Genomic DNA, 20193 nt, shown 5'->3' with positions numbered 1-20193 from the left:
AGCTGATTCGAACCGCAAAGCCGCGAAGGGCGCGAAGAAGACTTGATGGAATCGAGGTCTCGGGGAGGTGCCAGCTCCCCGCGGTGGGTGGTAGCTGACAGCGGGACAACGGCTCGAACCACAAGATCCGAGGGCTGGCGCCAGGTCTGCACAGAACCCGCGGCGGTGTTGGGTTGCCCACCTGTCGCGGGGCATCGCCCCATCACTGGCACAGCGGATCGGTGGGCAGCCCAACCTACGGCGCTGGCGGCTGGAGGCTGATCGCTGGAAGCTGATTCGAACCGCAAAGCCGCGAAGGGCGCGAAGAAGACTTGATGGAATCGAGGTCCCAGCGGTGGTGCCGGCTCCCCACGGTAGATGGCGGCTGGCGGCTGCAAGCCTTTCTTCTCTACGCGTCCTTCGCGTCCTTCGCGGCTTTGCGGTTCAATCCCCTTGGTAGCTGGTAGCTTGGGCCTCGCCCGCTTGTTGCATCGCAATGGGCTCCGTATAATCTCCGCCCCTCGAGACGACCCGGCCTCCCGCGTCCGCGCCGAGGTCTTCCGTGCGGCCACCCTGTCCGCACGACCGTTCATCCATCGCGCATCAGACGAGACCCGTCCGACCCATGGCCGTCCCGACGGCGGTCGAGCCAAGTCTTACGGATTCCACAGCCGGACATCCGTCGCATCCCCGCCCCCGATCGCCACCGGCAATCGAGGCAAGCCGTCTCGAGACATCACAGTCACCGACTCACCGGCTGGTCCGGCGGCAGCCTGCCCGCGTCCGGCCCAGCCCTCGCGCACCAACCACGGAACCGCCGATGATAAATGCCATACGCCAGGACTGGTTGTCGAACGTCAAGAACGACCTGCTCGCCGGTCTGGTGGTCGCGCTGGCGCTGATCCCGGAGGCGATCGCCTTCTCGATCATCGCCGGCGTCGACCCCAAGGTCGGGCTCTATGCCTCCTTCTGTATCGCCACCGTGATCGCCTTTGCCGGCGGGCGACCGGGGATGATCTCGGCGGCCACCGGTGCCATGGCGCTGGTGATGGTCACCCTGGTGAAGGATCACGGGCTGCAGTACCTGCTCGCCGCCACCGTCCTCACCGGCGTGTTGCAGATCCTCGCCGGCTGGTTGCGCCTGGGCTCGCTGATGCGTTTCGTCTCGCGCTCGGTGATCACCGGCTTCGTCAACGCCCTGGCAATCCTGATCTTCATGGCCCAGCTCCCGGAACTGATCGGCATGCCCTGGGAGGTCTATGCAATGGTTGCCGCCGGGTTGGGGATCATCTATCTCTTCCCCTACCTGACCCGCGCCGTGCCCTCGCCGCTGATCACCATCGTGGTGCTCACCGCGGTCTCGATCGCCCTCGGGCTCGACATCCGCACCGTCGGCGACATGGGCGAGCTGCCCGACACCCTGCCGATCTTCCTGCTCCCGGAGGTGCCGCTCAACCTCGAGACCCTGGCGATCATCTTCCCGGTCTCGCTCACCCTGGCGGCGGTCGGTCTGCTCGAATCGATGATGACCGCCTCGATCGTCGACGACCTCACCGACTCTTCGAGCAACAAGAACCGCGAGTGCGTCGGTCAGGGCACGGCCAACATCGCCTCGGGTTTTCTCGGCGGCATGGCCGGCTGCGCGATGATCGGTCAGTCGGTGATCAATGTGAAGTCGGGCGGGCGCGGCCGACTCTCGACCCTGACGGCCGGCGTCGTGCTGCTGATGCTGGTGGTCTTCGCCGGCGACTGGGTGGCACAGATCCCGATGGCCGCGCTGGTGGCGGTGATGATCATGGTCTCGATCGGCACCTTCAACTGGGCCTCGATCCGTAACCTGCGTGAACACCCCAAGAGTTCCAGCATCGAGATGATCGCCACCGTGGCGGTGGTCGTCGCCACCCACGACCTGGCCAAGGGCGTGCTGGTCGGAGTGCTACTCTCGGGCTTTTTCTTCGCCCACAAGGTGGGCAAGGTGCTCTATGTCGGCTCGCACGCCGAGGACGAGGGCCGGGTACGCGCCTATCGGGTGGTCGGGCAGGTATTCTTCGCCTCGGCCGAACGCTTCGTCGCCTCGTTCGACTTCAAGGAGGTGATCGAGCGGGTGCGTATCGACGTCAGCCGCGCACACTTCTGGGACATCACCGCCGTCAGCGCACTCGATAAGGTGGTGATGAAGTTCCGCCGCGAGGGCACCGAGGTCGAGGTGATCGGGCTCAACGAGGCGAGCGCGACCATGGTCGATCGCTTCGCGGTGCACGACAAGCCCGAGGCCGTCGAACAGCTCATGGGTCACTGAGGAAGGAAAACAGCAAGATGCATACTGACGAGAAGATCCTGGCCTGTGTCGACCAGTCGCGTTTCGCCGACTATGTCGCCGACTACGCCGCTTGGGTGGCGCAGCGCATGCAGGCACCGCTGGAGTTCCTCCACATCCTCAGCCGTCACCCCGAGATCGCCACCGGCGTCGACCACAGCGGCGCGATCGGCATCGGCGCCCAGGAGACGCTGCTCACTGAGCTCTCGAGCCAGGACGAGACCCGCAGCCGCGATGCCCGCGAGCGTGGCCGAGTGTTTCTCAATCGGCTGCGCGAACGCGCCATCGCTGCTGGTGTCGACTCGCCCGACATCCGACAACGCCGCGGTGCGCTCGAGGAGACCCTGGTCGAGCAGGAGGACGGGGTGCGGCTGTTCGTGCTCGGGCGGCGCGGCACCGCCGCCGAGACCACCCAGCGCGACCTCGGGCGCAACGTCGAACGCATGGTGCGCGCGCTCCATCGCCCGATCCTCACCGTCACCGAGGGATTCAAGGAGCCGCAACGGGTGATGGTCGCCTTCGACGGCAGCGCCGCCACCCGTCAGGGTGTTGAGATGGTCGCCGCGAGCCCGTTGTTCCAAGGGCTCACCGTGCACCTGCTGATGTCGGGCAAGGCCCGTGGCGATGCCCGTAAACAGCTCGACTGGGCCCGCCAGCGGCTCGAGGCGGCCGGCTTCGATGCCCCGGCCTGGCTGATCCCAGGGGATGCCGAGAGCGTCATCGCCCAGACCGTGATCGCCCAGGATATCGACCTGTTGATCATGGGTGCCTACGCCCATTCACCGCTGCGCGCCCTACTGCTCGGCAGTAAGACCACCGACCTGCTGCGCTCGGCGCGCATCCCCACGCTGCTGATGCGCTGAGTCCCGGTTGACGGGCCGCAAGGACGCAGCCCCACCCCACGATCTAGAGTGCGCCGGGCGATGGATACGGAGAGATCGTCCCCAGGCACGCGCGCGCCCCACTGACCCACGGACGGCTCGCGCCCACCCAGGCATTGGAGAGCATCAGCATGGCATCGAATTACGAGACCTTCTTCCAGCTCGGCAGCTTCGCGCTGGTCGGGCGCTCGGCGACCAAGCCCTTCCCCATCCTTAGTTATCGCCGGCTCAAGAAGCTCGGCAAGACCGTCTATGCCGTCGACCCCAGCACCAGCAAGATCGACGGCGATCCGAGCTTCGCCGACCTAGCCTCGCTACCCGAGGCGGTCGAGGGCCTGATCATCGAGACCCCGAAACAGGAGACCGCCGACTGGGTGGCACGGGCCGCCGACGCCGGCATCAAGGACGTCTGGATCCACATGGCGCACGACACCCCAGAGGCCGAGGCAACGGCTAGGGAGCGCGGCATCAACCTGCGCACCGGGACCTGCGCGGTGATGTATCTCAAGCCCGGGCTGACCTATCACAGCATCCACAAGCTGATCATGAAGGCATTGGGCAAGTACTGAGACCGAACGGTTTCAGTCGAGGACTAGACAAGAAAAACCCCCGCGTGGTCGAGACCATGCGGGGGTTTTCGGTGTATGGCGGAGAGAGAGGGATTCGAACCCTCGATGGAGCTATTAACCCCATACTCCCTTAGCAGGGGAGCGCCTTCAGCCACTCGGCCATCTCTCCACAATTGGTAGCGATCATGTTACCTGACCGCCTACGCGATGACCCGGGATCAGGGCGATACACCGGGTCATAGACCCCTGTTTGCCATTCAACACATCGAATTCAGGGGCTGATCGCGCTAGAGAGAGGGATTATAACCCACCCTTTGCCCGGTTGCCAATCACTCGATCTGGGTGCCCTGATCGATGGCCGTTGCCCCTGGCGTCGTCTCGGCCTGCTCGCGCTTGATCCGCTCGTAGATCTCTTCGCGGTGGACCGCGACGTCACGCGGGGCGTTGACACCGATGCGCACCTGATTGCCCTTGACGCCAAGGACAGTAACGGTGACATCGTCACCGACCATGAGGGTTTCGCCGACCCGGCGAGTCAAGATCAACATCGCTACGTTCTCCCTTTTGTTTCCCTTTCCGACTTTTATGATGGTAATACCCAAACCGGCGACTCAACCCGACTCCAGCGGCGCCATCCGGCGGGTGGTTACACCCGATTCCGCACAGGACCCCATGCCCCATGGCGGAATTTTAGCAACTGCCACGTCGAATCCATGGCAATTTGCTCAGGTTCATTGACATTTGTCTCTTGCGCACGAATCCAAGGCGAATCCTCGATAACTCCCGATGACTGGTACAGGCTTAACGCGCCGCGACCACCGCCATCACTCTCCAGCGCGCAGCATAGACAGCTCGGAACGACATCGACGAGACGCCGTTCATGAAGCTCGATATCAGCAGCGACAAATGTCCTGGTAAAAATAGGGGTTTTGCCTGAGCACAGGCACCGGCTCGCCCCAGGGACGCCCCTCTCGCCCCGAGCTCACCCCATCGGCAGGCGAGGGGATGAGCCGGGGGCACGAGGATCAAGACGAAACGGTGCCGTCCTGATCCAGGCCAAAGGCATCGTGCAGCGCACGCACACCGAGCTCGAGATAGCGCTCGTCGACCACCACCGAGATCTTGATCTCGGAGGTCGAGATCATGCGGATGTTGATCCCCTCACGCGCCAGGGTCTCGAACATCCGGCTGGCGATCCCGGCATGACTGCGCATGCCGACGCCAACCAGCGAGATCTTGACGATCTGCTCGTCGCCGAGCACTTGGCGCGCGCCCAGCGTGGCGGCGCGCGCCTGCAGGATCTCCAGCGCCCGCACATAATCACCGCGCTGAACGGTGAAGGTGAAGTCCGTCGTCGCCGCCTCGGCGGCGACGTTCTGGATGATCATGTCGACCTCGATGTTGGCCGCCGCGATCTCACCGAGGATCTCATGCGCCACCCCAGGGCGGTCGGGTACACCGAGGATGGTCAGCTTGGCCTCGTCGCGACTGAAGGCGATGCCGGCGATCTTTGCGTCTTCCACTTCATCTTCCTCGAAGGTAATCAGGGTGCCCTCGCCCTCACCGAAGCTGGAGAGCACGCGCAGGGGGACCTGGTACTTACCGGCAAATTCCACGGCGCGGATCTGCAACACCTTGGAGCCGAGGCTGGCCATCTCCAGCATCTCCTCGAAGGTGATGCGATCGAGCTTGCGCGCCTTGGGTTCGACCCGCGGATCGGTGGTGTAGACCCCGTCGACATCGGTATAGATCTGGCACTCATCAGCCTTGAGCGCGGCGGCGATCGCCACCGCCGAGGTATCCGAACCACCACGCCCGAGAGTGGTGATGTCGCCCTCCTCGTCGACCCCCTGGAAACCGGCGATCACCACCACGCGCCCGGCCTCGAGATCGGCACCGACACGCGCCGCATCGATGTCGCGGATACGCGCCTTGTTGTGCACGCTGTCGGTGAGGATGTGCACCTGGGCACCAGTGTAAGAACGCGCCGGGCAGCCGCGCGCGGCGAGCGCCATGCTCAGCAGCGCGATGGTGACCTGCTCCCCGGTGGAGAGCAGCACATCGAGCTCACGCGGCTCGGGGCGAGACTGGATCTGCCGGGCCAGGCCCACCAGGCGGTCGGTCTCGCCGGACATCGCCGAGACCACGACCACCACCTGATTGCCCTGTTCACGCCAGCGCTTGACGCGGTCGGCCACCGCCTCGATACGCTCCACACTCCCGACCGACGTCCCGCCATATTTCTGGACGATCAGCGCCATCGACTACTCCTGCCAGCCACGTCTTTCAGGTCTCCCCGGTTGAAACGATGGGACCGTCGCTGGCGGTGCGCCACCCGACGGTCCCCGGTGATGGGCCAGCGATACCGGCCCGGTTGCCGCATCAGGCGGCGCTGCGCTGCGCGACCCAGTCACGCACCAGCGCCAGAGCCTCAGCCAGGCCGCTGGGGTCACTACCCCCGGCCTGCGCCATATCGGGACGGCCTCCGCCCTTGCCTCCGACCTTGGCCGCGACCTCGCGGATCAGCTCACCGGCCTTGAACTGCCCAGTGAGGTCCTTGGTAACGCCGGCGACCAGCGCAACCTTGCCCTCGGCGACGGTGGCGAGCACGATCACCGCCGAACCGAGCTTGTCCTTGAGTTGGTCGACCGTCTCGCGCAGCCCCTTGGGGTCGGCACCCTCGAGTTCGGCGGCGAGCACCCGCACCCCGGCGACCTCCTCGGCCTGGGCGGCGAGATCCTGACCGGCGGCACTGGCGAGCTTGGACTTGAGCTGCTCGAGCTCCTTCTCCAGTCGTCGACTGCGCTCGAGCAGCTGCTCGACACGCTCGTCGACGTCCTCGCGGGCGCCCTTGAGCAGCCCGGCGATGCGCAGCACCCGCTGCTCGTCGGCCTCGATCCAGTCGAGCGCCCCAGCACCGGTCACCGCCTCGATGCGGCGCACCCCGGAGGCGATGCCGGCCTCGGAGACGATCTTCATCAGACCGATGTCACCGACCGCCTTGACGTGCGTGCCACCGCACAGCTCGACCGAGAACTCGCCCATCCGCAACACCCGCACCTGATCGGCATACTTCTCGCCGAACAGCGCCATCGCCCCGGAGGCCTTGGCGTCCTCCAGGCTCATGATGCGGGTCTCGACCAGATGGTTGGCACGGATCTCACTGTTGACCAACCGCTCGATCTCGCGCAACTGCTCACGCGAGACCGGCTCGAAGTGAGAGAAGTCGAAGCGCAGCCGCTCGGGACCGACCAGCGAGCCCTTCTGCTGCACGTGGTCGCCGAGCACGCGGCGCAGCGCCGCGTGCAGCAGGTGGGTGGCAGAGTGGTTGAGCGCGATGGCGCGACGCCGCTCGGCGTCGACCCGGGCCCGCACCGTGTCACCGACGCGCAGCTCGCCCGTGCGCAGCTCACCGAGATGGCAGACCAGGGCACTGCCCTTCTTCTGGGTATCGGTGACCTCGAAGCGCATGCCGGCGGCGCCCTCGAGCCAGCCACGATCGCCGACCTGACCACCGGACTCACCGTAGAAGGGGGTGAGATCGAGGATCACCATGCCACGCTCACCGTTACCGAGCGCGTCACAGGACTCACCGTCGCGATAGAGCGCAACCACCGTGGCCTCGTCCTCGCACCGCTCGTAACCGCGGAACTCGGTCTCGCCCTGGAGATCGATCTCGACGCCCTGGTCGCTGCCGAACTGACTGGCCGCCCGAGCGCGCGCCTTCTGATCGGCCATCGCCGCCTCGAAGCCCTCGAGGTCGACGCCGAGGCCTCGCTCGCGGGCGATATCGGCGGTCAGGTCGGTGGGGAAACCGTAGGTGTCATAGAGCTTGAACACCGTCTCACCGGGAATGATGTGCTTGCCCGCGAGACCGGCGATCGCCTCCTCGAGGATACGCATGCCGTGCTCGAGGGTCTCGGCGAAGCGCTGCTCCTCGAGGAGGATGATGCGCTCGACGTGCGCCTGCGCCGCCACCAGCTCGGGATAGGCCGCCCCCATCTCGGTGATCAGCGCCGCCACCAGACGGTGGAAGAAGGGCTGCGACTGACCGAGACGATAACCGTGACGGATCGCACGCCGCATGATCCGGCGCAGCACATAACCGCGCCCTTCGTTGCCCGGGGTGACCCCGTCGACGATGAGGAAGGCGCTCGAGCGGATGTGGTCGGCGATCACTCGCAGCGACTTGTCGCCGAGATCCTCGCAGCCGGTCGCCTCGGCGGCGGCGGCGATGAGGTTGCGGAACAAGTCGATGTCGTAGTTGCTGTGCACGCCCTGGAGCACCGCAGCCAACCGTTCGAGTCCCATGCCGGTATCGACCGAGGGACGCGGCAGCGGGGTCATGTTGCCCTCGGCATCGCGGTTGAACTGCATGAACACCAGGTTCCAGATCTCGACGTAGCGATCACCGTCCTCGTCGGGCGAACCAGGGGGACCGCCAGCGACCTCGGGGCCGTGATCGTAGAAGATCTCCGAGCAGGGGCCGCAGGGACCGGTATCGCCCATCGACCAGAAGTTGTCCTTGGCGCCGCAGCGTGAGAAACGCTCGGCCGAGACCCCGACCTCCTTGAGCCAGATGTCGGCGGCCTCGTCATCGTCCTCGTAGACGGTCACCCACAACCGCTCAGCGGGCAACCCCAGCTCGACGGTCAGATACTCCCAGGCGAAACCGATCGCCTCGCGCTTGAAGTAATCACCGAAGCTGAAGTTACCGAGCATCTCGAAGAAGGTGTGGTGCCGGGCGGTGTAGCCGACGTTCTCGAGGTCGTTGTGCTTGCCACCGGCACGCACGCAGCGCTGCGAGGTCACCGCCCGCGAGTAGTCCCGCCGCTCACGACCGAGGAAGACATCCTTGAACTGGACCATGCCAGCATTGGTGAACAACAGGGTCGGATCATTGGCGGGAACCAGCGGGCTGGAAGGCACCTGCTCATGCTGGCGTTGCGCGAAATAGTCAAGGAAGCTCGCTCGAAGCTCTGCACTCGTAGTCATGTGGGAGTTCTCGAATGAACCGCGCGGGCGGTTCGGTCAGTCGTTCCAGCGCAGCAGGCGCCGGATCATGTCCGTGGGGAAACCGCGCCGCGCCAGGAAGCGCGCGCGCTTGGCATAGCTGGCACGGTCGGCGGGGGGGGTGTCACCGAAGCGACGCGCATGGAGCGCGGCAAGATGCTCCGGCCACGCCTCGCGCAGGTGGCGCAACTGGGGTTCGATCAAGGCATCGGCGACACCCTTGTCGTTCAACTCGGCCCGGATACGTAGCGGCCCGAAGCCCTTCTCCACCCGCTCGGCGACATAGCGCTCGACCAGACGCGTCTCGTCGAGCGCGCCCTCGGCCTCGAGGCGATCGAGCACGACATCGATCGCCGGGGCGGGAAAACCGCGCGCGGTCAGCTTGCGGGTCAGCTCAAGCCGGGCGTGCTCGCGCATGGCAAGCAGGCGCAATGCTACCTGCTCGAGCTCGACGAGCTGCTCAGGGGCAACGGACGTACTAGCGGGGTGGTCGTCCAGGGTCAATCCTCCGCCGGGGCGCCAGCCTCCGTCTCGGCCACTGCGTCACTCGGCTGGGGCAGCAACTTGGCACGGATCTTCGCTTCGATCTCTTGGGCCATCTCCGGGTTCTCGCAGAGGAAGTTACGGACGTTGTCCTTGCCCTGACCAATGCGGTTGCCCGCGTAACTGTACCAGGCACCGGACTTGTCGACGATGCCCTCGGCCACGCCCAGGCTGATGATCTCACCCTCACGCGAGATCCCCTGGCCGTAGAGGATGTCGAACTCGACCTGCTTGAACGGCGGCGCGACCTTGTTCTTGACCACCTTGACCTTGGTCTCGCTGCCGACCACCTCATCGCCCTTCTTGAGGCTGCCGATACGACGGATGTCGAGTCGCACCGAGGAGTAGAACTTGAGCGCGTTACCACCGGTAGTGGTCTCGGGCGAGCCGAACATCACCCCGATCTTCATACGGATCTGGTTGATGAAGACGACCAGGCAGTTGGAGCGTTTGATGTTGCCGGTGAGCTTGCGCAGCGCCTGCGACATCAGCCGGGCCTGCAGACCGACGTGCGAATCACCCATCTCGCCCTCGATCTCGGCCTTGGGGGTGAGCGCGGCGACCGAGTCGACGATCACCACGTCGACCGCACCCGAGCGTACCAGCATGTCGGTGATCTCGAGCGCCTGTTCACCGGTGTCGGGCTGCGAGACCAACAGGTCCTCCATCTGCACCCCGAGCTTCTCGGCATAGACCGGATCGAGCGCGTGCTCGGCATCGACGAAGGCCGCCGTGCCACCGCGCTTCTGTACCTCGGCGACCACGTGCAGGGTAAGCGTGGTCTTGCCCGAGGACTCGGGACCATAGATCTCCACCACCCGCCCCTTGGGCAGGCCACCGATACCGAGGGCGATATCCAGCCCCAGTGAGCCGGTGGAGACCGCCTCGATGTTACGCACCGCGCCGGCATCGCCCATGCGCATCACCGAGCCCTTGCCGAACTGTTTCTCGATCTGGGTCAGCGCAGCTGCCAACGCCTTCTTGCGATTGTCGTCCATTGGATCTCCGTCAATGCTTGAGCGCAGCGGTCCGCCGCACGTCGCCCTGCGGGACGGGCGCGTATCGAGTGAATCCCCTGATGATGTCTCGGGCGGAGCGCACGAATTACCCGCGATTATTGCATAGGCGATGGGCCCAAGTCATAGCCAGGACGCAGCGGCCAACGCCGCTCGACCCGATAACGCGGGAGATGGCCCGGGACGCTCCGGGCGAGGACGAAATCACCCACCGACCATGAGAGCGGCGAACCAAAGTTTGCCGCCGGCGCACCACTGCGCCGCGCCAACGTCAGATGCGGGCGATAGGGGCGTCGTTCCAGGGGGAGCCTACACTCATGCTGGAGCGCAACCAGTGCCTGGTGCAGTTGCAGCAAGGCTGATGGCTCCGGCTCCGGGCCACACCAGGCCACGCCGACGCGGGGGAAATGACCCAAGCACCGCAACACCAACTCGAAGGGGGCACCGGCAACCCGATCGGCCGCCGCAATCACAGGGTCACGTTGCGACGGGGTCAAGGCACCGAGAAAGACCAGCGTCAGGTGCAGATCCTCGCCGTGGGCCAGTCGACCACCCGGCGGCAACCAACCCGGCATCCGTTCGCACAGCGCCCGGCGCAGCGCCGGCGGCGGCCAGAGCGCGAAGAACCAGCGATCAACCACCGGCCCCGAGCCCACCGAGCAGCCCGAGCAGCGCCGCGCGCACCGCCTGTTCGCGCACCGCATCACGTCCCCCGGCAAAGCACAGACAACGCGCCGTCGGCCCCTCCCCCGGGAAGCCCCAGGCGAACCACACCGTCCCCACCGGCTTATCGGCGCTACCGCCCCCAGGACCAGCGATACCGCTCACCGCCACTGCCACCTCGGCCCGGCTGTTGGCCAGGGCGCCGCTGACCATCTCGGCGACCACCCGCTCGCTCACCGCGCCATAGCGCTCGAGCGCGTCGTCCGAGACCCCGAGCAGCTCGCGCTTGGCGTCATTGGAATAGGTGACGAAACCGCGCTCGAACCAGGCACTGCTGCCGGCGACATCGGTCATCACCTTCGCCACCCAACCACCGGTACAGGACTCGGCCGTGGCCAGACGCCAATCACGCGCCCGCAGGGCCTCGCCAAGACGCTGGGCAAGCATGTCCAGTGAGGGCACATCATTCACATCGTCCATGACACGCAGTGTCGCCCAGCTCAGCGTCCCGGGCAATCCTTATGGGGCTGGAAAGCGGCGCCCACCGACCTCAGACTCTACCCTCGAGATCAGCACTGTCATGGACCCACCGAGCAATGGACGAACTCGACATCCACCACGAACGCCCCACCCCTGCCAAGCTCGAGGTCATGGGCGTCGAGCACTGGCCGACATCGCGGCGTGCCCCCTCGACCTTTCCTTGCCACTATCGCCAGCAAGAGACCTGTTACATCGTGCGGGGGCGCTTGCGCGTCACTCCCCGGGGAGGGACTCCGCATGAATTCGGTCGCGGCGACCTGATCCGCTTCCCCGCCGGACTCGCCTGCACCTGGGAGGTCATCGAAGCCGTGGAGAAACACTACCTGCTCGAGTGAACCGAGCACCGCGGAGGTCGACCCGTGACCACCTATCTGACACTCTCCCGCGCCGCGCGACTGGCCGGGGTCAGTCGCGGCGAGCTGCAGCGGCGTATCCGCCACGGCGAGCTGATGACCTTCGAGGGCGAGGTGGCCGTACACGATCTACTACGGCTCTACCCCAGCGTCAGCCTCGAACACGAAGGCGCGCTCGAACAGGTCCGCGAGATCGCAGACAACGCCCGCCCCAGGCTCGAACCCGAACCGGTCGCGCTGCCCGACGCACGAGTCCTGCTCGAGCAGGCACGCCGTCTGAGCGCGGCACTAGCGCGCGAGATCGAGGCCGGAGAGGCCGCGCGCGGGCTGATGGAGCAGGTCGCCAACCGGATCGCGGCGCTCTCCACCAGCGACCCCGCCACGCTGCCCACGGCACTCGCGGCCCTCGGCCACTGGCTCGCCGAGGCACGCGCCGCACTGCCCCTCAACGAGACGCCCGAGGAGCGCTCGGCACCGGCGCGCACCTTGGCCGCCCGGGTCCGGCTGATCCCCAGTGGACACAGTTTTCTGGTGGAGGGAGAGGAGTCGCTGCTCGAGGCTGCGGTGCGCGCCGGCATTCATCTCGAACACGGCTGTGCCAGCGGCAACTGTGGCGGCTGCAAGGCGCGACTGGTCAGCGGCGAGACCCGTCAGATCCGCGCCCACGACTACCCGATCGGGGCACGCGAGCGCCGACTCGGCTATCTACTCACCTGCGCCCATACCGCGCTCACCGACCTCACCCTGGAGGTCGGCGAGGCACGCTCGGGCGCGGAGCTGCCGCTGCAACGCATCCGCGCCAACGTGCGCCGCATCGAGAGGCTCGGACCGACACTGCTCATGCTCCAGATCCAGACGCCGCGCAACCAGGTGCTGCGCTTCGTTGCCGGCCAACGTGCCCGGCTCGGGCGCCCGGACGAGCCATTGAGCGAACTGCCAATCGCCAGTTGTCCCTGTGACGGACGCAACCTGCGGTTCTTGGTCCGGGCCGGCGACGACCCCCTCGCCTGCGCCCTCTTCGCCGGGCGTCTGGCACCCGGCCAACGGCTCGAGCTGGAAGGCCCCCATGGCGATTTCGGCCTCACGACAACAGCCACCGAGACGGCGATCTTCATCGCCTGTGGCGACGGCATCGCCCCGATCCGTAGCCTGATCGAACAGGCCATCGCCATCGATGAGATCGACCGTTATCGCCTCTACTGGGAGACGGGCACCCCCGAGGGGCACTATCTGGCGCACTGGGCGCGCGCCCTCGGCGATGCATTGGACGACTTCACCTATACCCTGCTCGGCGCCACGCCGGCGACACGGCTTGGCGCGCAAATCCTGCACGCACATCGACCACGCGAGGATCAGCACTACTACCTCGCCGGTCCCCGACACCAGATCACGGCACTGCGTCAGGCGCTCATCGCCGGCGGCCTGAGCCCAGCCCAGCTCACCGCCGAACCACTACCCGCAGTGGAGACGCCGCCGCCCTCAGGCGGCGACCTGGGGCGCGGTGCGTCCCCGCGGCGCGGGTAGAAACACCGTGCCCTTGCCGTAGCGGTTCACCGCCATGTCACGCACCCAGGTCGGGGCATCCTGGTAGAGCCGGACATAGACATGGCCGAGTCCCCCGCGGCTGATGCCCGCAACCCATCGATCGAACTCCCGTCTGTTCTCACTCATCACTTCCCTCGCTGTGAGCAGTTTTATGGTATTGCCGAACTCCGTCGACTCATCTCGCCCCACTCGTCGGGGCTGCTGATGCAGCACGAACCCAGAGGCGAGCCCGCCTCAATGGCGCTGCAACAACATCATGTAGTTGACCCCCAGCCAACGCGTGAAGGAGAAGGCGCGGGTGAAGGGGTTGACCCGCACCCCGGTCCGATGCAGCAGCTCGAAGCCCGCACCGAGCCCGACACGCACCTCCTCCGGGCGGACCAGCTTGCGATAACGGTGGGTTCCTCGCGGCAGCCAGCGCAACACGTATTCGGCGCCGATGATCGCCATCAGCCAGGCGGCCGGGGTGCGATTGATGGTCGAGACCAGCATCACCCCACCAGGGCGCACCAGCTCGGCGCTGTCGGCGAGGAAGTCGGGCAGGCGTTCGACGTGTTCGAGTACCTCCATGTTGAGCACCACATCGAAGGTCACGCCCGTGGCGCGCATCTCGGCAGCACTCGCCAACCGATAGTCGATCGCAAGCCCCGCCTCCTCGGCGTGCATGCGCGCAACCTTCAGGGTCTTCTCGGTGATGTCGATCCCGGTGACCTCAGCGCCGAGCGCCACCATCGACTCGCTGAGGATGCCGCCGCCACAACCGATATCGAGCACCCGTAGCCCGGCGAACGGGCGCGCATCGCGCGCATCACGTCCGAACACCCCAGCCAGGCGTTCGCGGATATAGCCGACCCGAAAGGCATTGAGCCGGTGCAGCGGCCAGAAGGGGCCCTCGGCATCCCACCAGCGATGCGCCAGTCGCTCGTAGTAGGCAAGCTCCTCGGGATCGACGCTCGGGGCGGTGAGATGGGCGGTGGGCATCGGCGAACTCCCTGGAATACCGGTTAATTGACATCCAATGGAGTCGATCATGACGGATTCAAGCCCGCAGAGGCAAGCTAACAGGGATTGAACCGCCAAGATACCGTCTTGCCCGTCAATCGCCGATCATGCACACCAGCCTCCCCGACTGGAGGCTGGATGCTGGTTTGAACCGCGAAGACACGAAGCGCGCAAAGGGGAGAAAAGCCTTCAGCGACCAGCCTCCAGCCCGTAGGTTGGGTTGCCCATACACTACCGATCGACGAATCCTTGGGACTCCAGGACGGGCAACCCAACATCGCCACCAGGCGGCCGCCAGCGGGTTGAACCGCGAAGATACAAGACGCCAAGGGCGCCAAGAGGGGAAGAGGGCCATCTACCAGCCACCGTAGGTAGCGATGGCGTTACTCGACCGCAACCACGGCTGCCAGACTCACCGTAGGCCTGGATGCCAAGGCGACCGAGAACCGAAAGACTCGAGCCCTCACCCTTCGCGCTCTTGGCGTCTTTGCGGTTTAAGTCTTTCCTGCGTAACGGCTGGTAGCTAGCGGCTGGCGGCAATCAGGCCGCGACGCTGTCCGGCTCGGACTCGGCGGCGGTCGCGGCAGCCAGGTACTCGACCGACTGCATCTCCTGCAGGCGGCTGAGCAGGCGGGCATGGGCGAAGTCGGTCATGCCGCCGGCATAAAGCCGATCGAGTGACACTTCGGCCGAGAGCACCAGCTTGACCCGGCGGTCGTAGAGCTCGTCGACCAGGTGCAGGAAGCGCCGCGCCGCGGCGTCGCAGCCGGGACCGAGCTGTGGCACCCCGGAGATCAACACGGTGAGGTAGTCGCGGGCGATCTCGATGTAGTCGGCGGTGGAGCGCGGGGTGGCACAGAGCGCATCGAAGTCGAACCAGGCGACGTTGCTACCGAGCGCGCGCGCCTCGACCGTGCGCCCATTGACCTCGAGCCAGGCGGCGGCGACCCGGTGCCCGCCGCTGAGTTCGTCGAAGTCGGCCGCCAGCCGCGCATCCCCACCCTCGGCGGTGAGCGTATAAACGCCCTCGCGCATCAACGTTTGCAGCCGGTAGTCCTGGCCGCCATCGAGCTCGAAGACATCGGTATGGCGCTTGATCAGGTCGATCGCCGGGAGGAAGGACTGGCGCTGCAGACCATTGCGATAGAGGTCGTCGGGGGGGGTGTTGGAGGTCGTCACCAGGGTCACGCCGCGGGCGAACATCGCCTTGAGCAGACCGTAGAGCAGCATCGCATCGGTGATGTCGGTGACCAGGAACTCGTCGAGGCAGAGCACCCGCAGATCACGACACATCAGCTCGGCGACCCGGTCGAGCGGATCGGCCTGACGCGGCAGCCGTGCCAGATGACCATGCACCTCGCGCATGAAGTGATGGAAGTGCATGCGCCGTTTGCCCGGCAGGTCCAACCCTTCGACGAACCAGTCCATCAAGTGGGTCTTGCCGCGCCCCACACCACCCCAGAAATAGAGCCCGCGCACTGGCGTCACCTCGCCACCGAGACGGCGCCGCACCCGGCCGAGCAGCCCGCGACCAGGGGCCGGCGCGCGCTCGAGCGCCTGGTGCAGCGCAAGCAGGCGCGCGTGCGCCTCACGCTGCGCCGGGTCGCGTGGTTGGAAACTCGATCGATCGGTGGAGGATGGGGCTGAAGCGGTCAAGACAGGTCTCTCGCAACTGGCTGGTGAAGGATGGATCATGCGGGGCCGTAACCCCGCATCGCGGCGACGCTCAACGTGCGCCCGACTCCCGGCACTGCGCCAGGAAGCGGTCGATGCGCCCGAGCGCCTCGTCGATCACCGGCAGGTCGCAGGTGTAGGCGAAGCGCACGTGACGCTCGGCGCCATGGCTACCGAAATCGTGCCCCGGGGTCGCCGCCACCCCGACCTCTTCGAGCATGGTGGTGGCGAACCGCATCGAGTCCATCCCCACCTGCTCCGGCAGCCGGGCATAGAGATAGAAGGCGCCCTTGGGCTCGCCGTCGATCCCGAAACCGAGTCGACGTAGCCCAGAGAGCAGGGCATCGCGGCGCTCGCGGAAGCACGCACGCCGCTGCTCGAGGAGTTCCAGGGTGGCAGGCTCGAAGGCGGCGAGCGCGGCATGCTGTGCCGGGGTGTTAGGCGCGATGAACAGGTTCTGCGCCATCCGCTCCATCACCTCGATCGCCGCCCGCGGCGCCGCCACCCAACCAAGCCGCCAACCAGTCATGCCGAAGTACTTGGAGAAGCTGTTGACGACATAGACATCGTCGGCCTGCTCGAGCGCGGTGTAATCATGGGCATCATAGACCAGTCCCTGATAGATCTCGTCAACGATCAGTGCGATCCCCTTGGCGCGACAGAAGGCGAGCAGTTCGGCGAGCTGCTCGCGCCCGAGCAGGGTGCCGCTCGGATTCGCCGGCGAGGCCACGATCAGCGCCCGCACCCGCGGTGTCCAGGCCGCCTCGGCCCGCGCCGCGCTGAGCTGGAAGTCGTCGGCGGCCTCGACCGCCACCGCGCGCGGCTCCACCCCGAGCAGCCGCAACACCTGACGGTAACAGGGATAGGAGGGATCGCAGATCAGCACCTCGTCACCGGGCTCGAGCAGTGCCTGGAACACCAGCTGGATGGCCCCCGAGGCCCCGGGCGTGACCAGGATGCGGTCGGCCCCGACACGGGCGCCATAACGCTCGGCGTAATAGCGCGACAGGCGCTCGCGCAACTGCGGCAGGCCCGCGGCCGGGGTGTAGTGCACGGCACCGTCCTCCAGCGCGGCACGCGCCGCGGCGAGGATCGGCTCAGGGGTGGGGAAATCGGGCTCACCGACCTCGAGATGGATGATCGAGCGCCCCTCGGCCTCGAGGGTCTTGGCCCGCTCGAGCAGGCGCATGACGTGGAAGGGTTCGACCGCACAGGCGCGCGGGGCCAATCTAGGTTGTTCTGTGGTGTGCATCAGTCATCTGTATGGGTTGAGGATCGCGCTCGCGACAGAGCGTCGCGAGCACCGCGAGATCGACATGGGTAGGCTCGCCGAGCCGGCCGTACAGCACGGTGACGGGCGCACCGGGTTCGCCGAGCCCATCGACCACCAGGGCCGCGTCCGTGAGCGCCTGCCCCCGCGTATAGTCGTTGACGGTGACCAGCACCGCCTCGAGTCCGGCGGCGCGCGCCGCCTGTAGCCCTGGGGCCGAGTCCTCCAGCACCACGCAGCGCTCCGGACCGAGCCCGAGCCGCTCGAGCACCAGTCGATAGACATCCGGGGCCGGTTTCTTGTGCGCGACCATGTCGCCGGCGGCGATCACCTCGAACCAATCGGCCAGCCCCGGCTCACCGGCATGCGCGAGCAGCGCCTGCACATTCTCCGGGCTCGAGGTGGTCGCGATCGCCAGCCGGATACCCGCCGTGCGGGCCGCGCGCAACAACCGCAGCACCCCGGGGCGTAACCCGATCGTTCCGGCCGCGAGCAACGCGGCATAGTGGCGCGACTTGGCCCGATGCAGTCGCTCGGCGAGCACACCGACCTCGCACCCCGGTGGTAACGCCGGCCGATACTCGGCGATGAAGGCCGCCACACGCTCGCGCCCCCCGGTCACCGCCAACAATCGGCCGTAGGTCTCGACGTCCCAATGCCAGTCCAGACCCGCCGCAGCGAAGGCGGCGTTGAAGGCGCACCGATGGCCATCCCGCTCGGTGTCGGCCAGGGTGCCATCGACATCACAGATGATCGCCTCGAACGGATACATGCTCGACCTCCTGTCGCGCTTGCAAAGGACACCGGAATACGGCAAGCCTTCCAGATTAGCCGATTTGGACACCTTCGCGCATTGCCAAACATCTCACGATAAGTTGCCCACCGCGCGGGGATCTGGTACTTAAGGGCGTTTTTCGCGAACAGGTCCGGAATGGACCGGGTCGCCGGACACCCACGAGAAGAGCCTTCGGGAGCACATCCATGGCCGAAGCAAGAGCACAAGACGCTAAGGCGTTCGGTTTCGAACCCTATGAAGCCGCGAGCGACGAGGAGTACATGAGCCCCGAGCAGGAGACGCACTTCCGTGCCATCCTCCTGGCCTGGAAACGGTCGCTGATGGAAGAGGTCGACCGCACCGTGCATCACATGCAGGACGAAGCGACCAACTTCCCGGATCCCAACGACCGCGCCACCCAGGAGTCGGAGTTCAGCCTCGAGCTGCGCACCCGCGATCGCGAGCGCAAGCTGATCAAGAAGATCGACGAGGCGCTGACCCGACTCGACGAGCACGAGTACGGCTTCTGTGACGCCTGTGGCGTCGAGATCGGCATCCGCCGGCTCGAGGCCCGGCCAACTGCCACACTCTGCATCGACTGCAAGACGCTCGACGAGATCCGCGAGCGTCAGCGCGGCTGATCGCCGGCTATCGGGGGCGTTTCGCCCCCTCCCCCACAGGCCCGCTACACTTCGGCTCGCTGGTCACCGCGGTGGCCAGCCATGCCGATGCACGCGCCCACGGCGGCGAGTGGCTGGTACGCATCGAGGACCTCGACCGCCCGCGCGAGGTCGCGGGGGCGGCCCAGGCCATCCTCGACACCCTTGCCGCCTTCGGCATGCATCATGACGGCCCGGTGTGCTACCAGCACGACCGCCTCGCCGCCTATGACGCTGCGCTCGCCCAGCTCGCCGCACGCGGGCTGACCTACCCCTGCGGCTGCAGCCGCGCCGAGGTCGCGCGCCACGGCCACCGCGGCAGCGAAGGCACCATCTATCCCGGCACCTGCCGCGCCGGGCTCCCCCCCGGACGCACGCCACGGACCATCCGCATGCGCACCGACGAGGCCGTCATTGCGTTCGACGACCGGGTCTTCGGCCGGCGCTCACAGCACCTCGAGCGTGAGGTCGGCGATTTCGTATTGCACCGTGCCGACGCCATCCATGCCTATCAGCTCGCGGTGGTGGTCGATGACGCCTGGCAGGGGATCGACCAGGTGGTGCGTGGCGCCGATCTGCTCGACTCCACGCCCCGCCAGATCTGGCTGCAACGCGCACTGGGCCTACCCCTGCCGCACTACGCCCATCTCCCGCTGGTGCTCGACCCCGAAGGGCGCAAGCTCAGCAAGCGTCTCGCCGCCGCCCCGGTCGATCCCGCCGCCCCACTCCCGGCGCTGCATCGCGCCTGGGCCTTCCTCGGCCAACCGCCCCCGCCGCCGGATTGCACCCTGCAGCGCTTCTGGGAGCACGCCATCACACACTGGCGCATCGAACGCGTCCCGCCGACGCGCAGCGCACCGCTGCCAGCGGATCAGTGACAGCGACCAGGGGCCAGGGGCCAGGGGCCAGGGGCCAGGGGCCAGGGGCCAGGGGCCAGGGGCCAGGGGCCAGGGGCCAGGGGCCAGGGGAATTGAACCGCAAAGACTCCAAGGGCGCGAAGGGAATGAGGCATCAAGCCTTGTGGTTGTCGGTCACCTTTGCAGGCAGTCTTCCGGGCCTCCCTGCCTCCGGTGACTCTGGCAGCCATGGTCACGATCGAGTCAGACCGCTCACTGGTGACTGCCAGATGGTGGCTGATAGCTGAGTTCACCCTTTGCGTTCTTGGCGTCTCGGCGGTTTGAATCAGCTTCCAGCGATCAGCTTCCAGCCTCCAGTCGGCGAGGCTGGTGTGCATGATCGGCGATTGACGAGCAAGACGGTATCTCGCGGTTCACACCTCGAAGCTCGGCGCTCGCACCCCGGTGTTGGGTTAACCGTCGACGAACGCCGCAGCTTCGTCGATGGCATGGTGGGCGGACGGTTAACCCAACCTACGAGATCAGCTCTCAGCCTCC

At 66.5% G+C, this 20193-nt stretch carries 19 protein-coding genes and 1 tRNA gene; 7 read left to right on the top strand and 13 right to left on the bottom strand.

Going from position 1 to position 20193, the window contains the following annotated elements:
* The first annotated feature begins 799 nt into the window (after positions 1-799).
* From HF203_RS03530 to HF203_RS03520, 3 genes are all read left to right on the top strand, one after another.
* Positions 800-2278 carry a SulP family inorganic anion transporter gene (locus tag HF203_RS03530; protein ID WP_210424618.1) on the top strand — a complete coding sequence of 493 codons (1479 nt, stop codon included), beginning with the start codon at positions 800-802 and terminating at the stop codon, positions 2276-2278.
* Between the two features lie 17 nt (positions 2279-2295).
* The gene (locus HF203_RS03525) at positions 2296-3159 is read left to right on the top strand and encodes a universal stress protein (protein WP_168666633.1); all 864 of its coding nucleotides are present in this window, start codon (positions 2296-2298) and stop codon (positions 3157-3159) included.
* A 149-nt stretch (positions 3160-3308) separates the two neighbouring features.
* Positions 3309-3746 (top strand): CoA-binding protein, encoded by a 438-nt coding sequence (locus HF203_RS03520; RefSeq protein WP_168666631.1) that lies wholly within the window; start codon positions 3309-3311, stop codon positions 3744-3746.
* A 76-nt stretch (positions 3747-3822) separates the two neighbouring features.
* Here HF203_RS03520 and HF203_RS03515 read toward each other — a convergent pair.
* From HF203_RS03515 to pncC, 8 genes are all read right to left on the bottom strand, one after another.
* Positions 3823-3915, bottom strand: a tRNA-Ser gene (locus HF203_RS03515).
* 160 nt (positions 3916-4075) lie between these two features.
* A complete protein-coding gene (csrA, locus tag HF203_RS03510; RefSeq protein ID WP_168666629.1) occupies positions 4076-4294 on the bottom strand; it encodes a carbon storage regulator CsrA in 219 nt (72 codons plus the stop codon).
* A 477-nt stretch (positions 4295-4771) separates the two neighbouring features.
* Positions 4772-6007, bottom strand: coding sequence for an aspartate kinase (locus tag HF203_RS03505; protein ID WP_168666627.1), 1236 nt, complete (start codon positions 6005-6007; stop codon positions 4772-4774).
* Positions 6008-6128: 121 nt separating this feature from the next.
* Positions 6129-8741 (bottom strand): alanine--tRNA ligase, encoded by a 2613-nt coding sequence (gene alaS / locus HF203_RS03500; protein ID WP_168666625.1) that lies wholly within the window; start codon positions 8739-8741, stop codon positions 6129-6131.
* Between the two features lie 36 nt (positions 8742-8777).
* Positions 8778-9263 carry a regulatory protein RecX gene (locus HF203_RS03495; RefSeq protein WP_343043875.1) on the bottom strand — a complete coding sequence of 162 codons (486 nt, stop codon included), beginning with the start codon at positions 9261-9263 and terminating at the stop codon, positions 8778-8780.
* Positions 9260-10300, bottom strand: coding sequence for a recombinase RecA (gene recA / locus HF203_RS03490; RefSeq protein WP_168666623.1), 1041 nt, complete (start codon positions 10298-10300; stop codon positions 9260-9262). Before recA ends, HF203_RS03495 begins: the two co-directional genes overlap by 4 nt.
* Positions 10301-10416: 116 nt before the next feature.
* Entirely contained in the window at positions 10417-11022 is a 606-nt protein-coding gene (gene thpR / locus HF203_RS16320; RefSeq protein WP_425483194.1) for an RNA 2',3'-cyclic phosphodiesterase, read from the bottom strand.
* On the bottom strand, positions 10952-11461 hold the full coding sequence (pncC, locus tag HF203_RS03480; protein ID WP_168666619.1) for a nicotinamide-nucleotide amidase: 510 nt from the start codon (positions 11459-11461) through the stop codon (positions 10952-10954). The genes thpR and pncC overlap by 71 nt, the downstream gene beginning before the upstream one ends.
* A gap of 116 nt (positions 11462-11577) precedes the next feature.
* Between pncC and HF203_RS03475 the strand changes: the two genes are divergently transcribed.
* A complete protein-coding gene (locus HF203_RS03475) occupies positions 11578-11856 on the top strand; it encodes a cupin domain-containing protein (protein WP_168666617.1) in 279 nt (92 codons plus the stop codon).
* Between the two features lie 24 nt (positions 11857-11880).
* The gene (locus HF203_RS03470; RefSeq protein ID WP_343043874.1) at positions 11881-13398 is read left to right on the top strand and encodes a 2Fe-2S iron-sulfur cluster-binding protein; all 1518 of its coding nucleotides are present in this window, start codon (positions 11881-11883) and stop codon (positions 13396-13398) included.
* Here HF203_RS03470 and HF203_RS03465 read toward each other — a convergent pair.
* The 5 genes from HF203_RS03465 to HF203_RS03445 form a co-directional block, all read right to left on the bottom strand.
* Positions 13354-13545, bottom strand: coding sequence for a hypothetical protein (locus HF203_RS03465; RefSeq protein ID WP_168666615.1), 192 nt, complete (start codon positions 13543-13545; stop codon positions 13354-13356). The two genes, HF203_RS03470 and HF203_RS03465, sit on opposite strands and share 45 nt — an antisense overlap.
* Positions 13546-13653: 108 nt before the next feature.
* On the bottom strand, positions 13654-14400 hold the full coding sequence (gene ubiG / locus HF203_RS03460; RefSeq protein WP_168666613.1) for a bifunctional 2-polyprenyl-6-hydroxyphenol methylase/3-demethylubiquinol 3-O-methyltransferase UbiG: 747 nt from the start codon (positions 14398-14400) through the stop codon (positions 13654-13656).
* Between the two features lie 561 nt (positions 14401-14961).
* Positions 14962-16077, bottom strand: a complete 1116-nt coding sequence (gene zapE, locus HF203_RS03455; RefSeq protein WP_168666611.1) for a cell division protein ZapE — start codon at positions 16075-16077, stop codon at positions 14962-14964.
* Between the two features lie 70 nt (positions 16078-16147).
* Positions 16148-17347, bottom strand: coding sequence for an aminotransferase class I/II-fold pyridoxal phosphate-dependent enzyme (locus HF203_RS03450; RefSeq protein WP_168666609.1), 1200 nt, complete (start codon positions 17345-17347; stop codon positions 16148-16150).
* Positions 17325-18137 (bottom strand): HAD-IA family hydrolase, encoded by an 813-nt coding sequence (locus HF203_RS03445; RefSeq protein ID WP_168666607.1) that lies wholly within the window; start codon positions 18135-18137, stop codon positions 17325-17327. The genes HF203_RS03450 and HF203_RS03445 overlap by 23 nt, the downstream gene beginning before the upstream one ends.
* Before the next feature lie 209 nt (positions 18138-18346).
* Here HF203_RS03445 and dksA point away from each other — a divergent pair, with 209 nt between their 5' ends.
* Both dksA and gluQRS read left to right on the top strand, forming a co-directional pair.
* A complete protein-coding gene (dksA, locus tag HF203_RS03440) occupies positions 18347-18781 on the top strand; it encodes an RNA polymerase-binding protein DksA (protein WP_168666605.1) in 435 nt (144 codons plus the stop codon).
* A complete protein-coding gene (gluQRS, locus tag HF203_RS03435; RefSeq protein ID WP_168666922.1) occupies positions 18778-19677 on the top strand; it encodes a tRNA glutamyl-Q(34) synthetase GluQRS in 900 nt (299 codons plus the stop codon). Before dksA ends, gluQRS begins: the two co-directional genes overlap by 4 nt.
* The last annotated feature ends 516 nt before the right edge of the window (positions 19678-20193 follow it).

It is taken from the genome of Marichromatium bheemlicum (genome assembly GCF_012276755.1).
Classification (GTDB): Bacteria; Pseudomonadota; Gammaproteobacteria; order Chromatiales; family Chromatiaceae; genus Marichromatium; species Marichromatium bheemlicum.
This window is presented reverse-complemented; position numbering and strand designations above follow the sequence as displayed.

Bases quoted from the DNA above. Each gene is read 5' to 3' on its own strand.
- csrA (WP_168666629.1), bottom strand. From the start codon at position 4,294: ATGTTGATCTTGACTCGCCGGGTCGGCGAAACCCTCATGGTCGGTGAC.
- HF203_RS03530 (WP_210424618.1), top strand. From the start codon at position 800: ATGATAAATGCCATACGCCAGGACTGGTTGTCGAACGTCAAGAACGAC.
- HF203_RS03520 (WP_168666631.1), top strand. From the start codon at position 3,309: ATGGCATCGAATTACGAGACCTTCTTCCAGCTCGGCAGCTTCGCGCTG.
- thpR (WP_425483194.1), bottom strand. From the start codon at position 11,022: ATGCGGTGCGCGAACAGGCGGTGCGCGCGGCGCTGCTCGGGCTGCTCG.
- HF203_RS03450 (WP_168666609.1), bottom strand. From the start codon at position 17,347: ATGCACACCACAGAACAACCTAGATTGGCCCCGCGCGCCTGTGCGGTC.
- recA (WP_168666623.1), bottom strand. From the start codon at position 10,300: ATGGACGACAATCGCAAGAAGGCGTTGGCAGCTGCGCTGACCCAGATC.
- HF203_RS03505 (WP_168666627.1), bottom strand. From the start codon at position 6,007: ATGGCGCTGATCGTCCAGAAATATGGCGGGACGTCGGTCGGGAGTGTG.
- alaS (WP_168666625.1), bottom strand. From the start codon at position 8,741: ATGACTACGAGTGCAGAGCTTCGAGCGAGCTTCCTTGACTATTTCGCG.
- HF203_RS03445 (WP_168666607.1), bottom strand. From the start codon at position 18,137: ATGTATCCGTTCGAGGCGATCATCTGTGATGTCGATGGCACCCTGGCC.
- ubiG (WP_168666613.1), bottom strand. From the start codon at position 14,400: ATGCCCACCGCCCATCTCACCGCCCCGAGCGTCGATCCCGAGGAGCTT.
- dksA (WP_168666605.1), top strand. From the start codon at position 18,347: ATGGCCGAAGCAAGAGCACAAGACGCTAAGGCGTTCGGTTTCGAACCC.
- HF203_RS03525 (WP_168666633.1), top strand. From the start codon at position 2,296: ATGCATACTGACGAGAAGATCCTGGCCTGTGTCGACCAGTCGCGTTTC.
- HF203_RS03475 (WP_168666617.1), top strand. From the start codon at position 11,578: ATGGACGAACTCGACATCCACCACGAACGCCCCACCCCTGCCAAGCTC.
- HF203_RS03465 (WP_168666615.1), bottom strand. From the start codon at position 13,545: ATGAGTGAGAACAGACGGGAGTTCGATCGATGGGTTGCGGGCATCAGC.
- pncC (WP_168666619.1), bottom strand. From the start codon at position 11,461: ATGGACGATGTGAATGATGTGCCCTCACTGGACATGCTTGCCCAGCGT.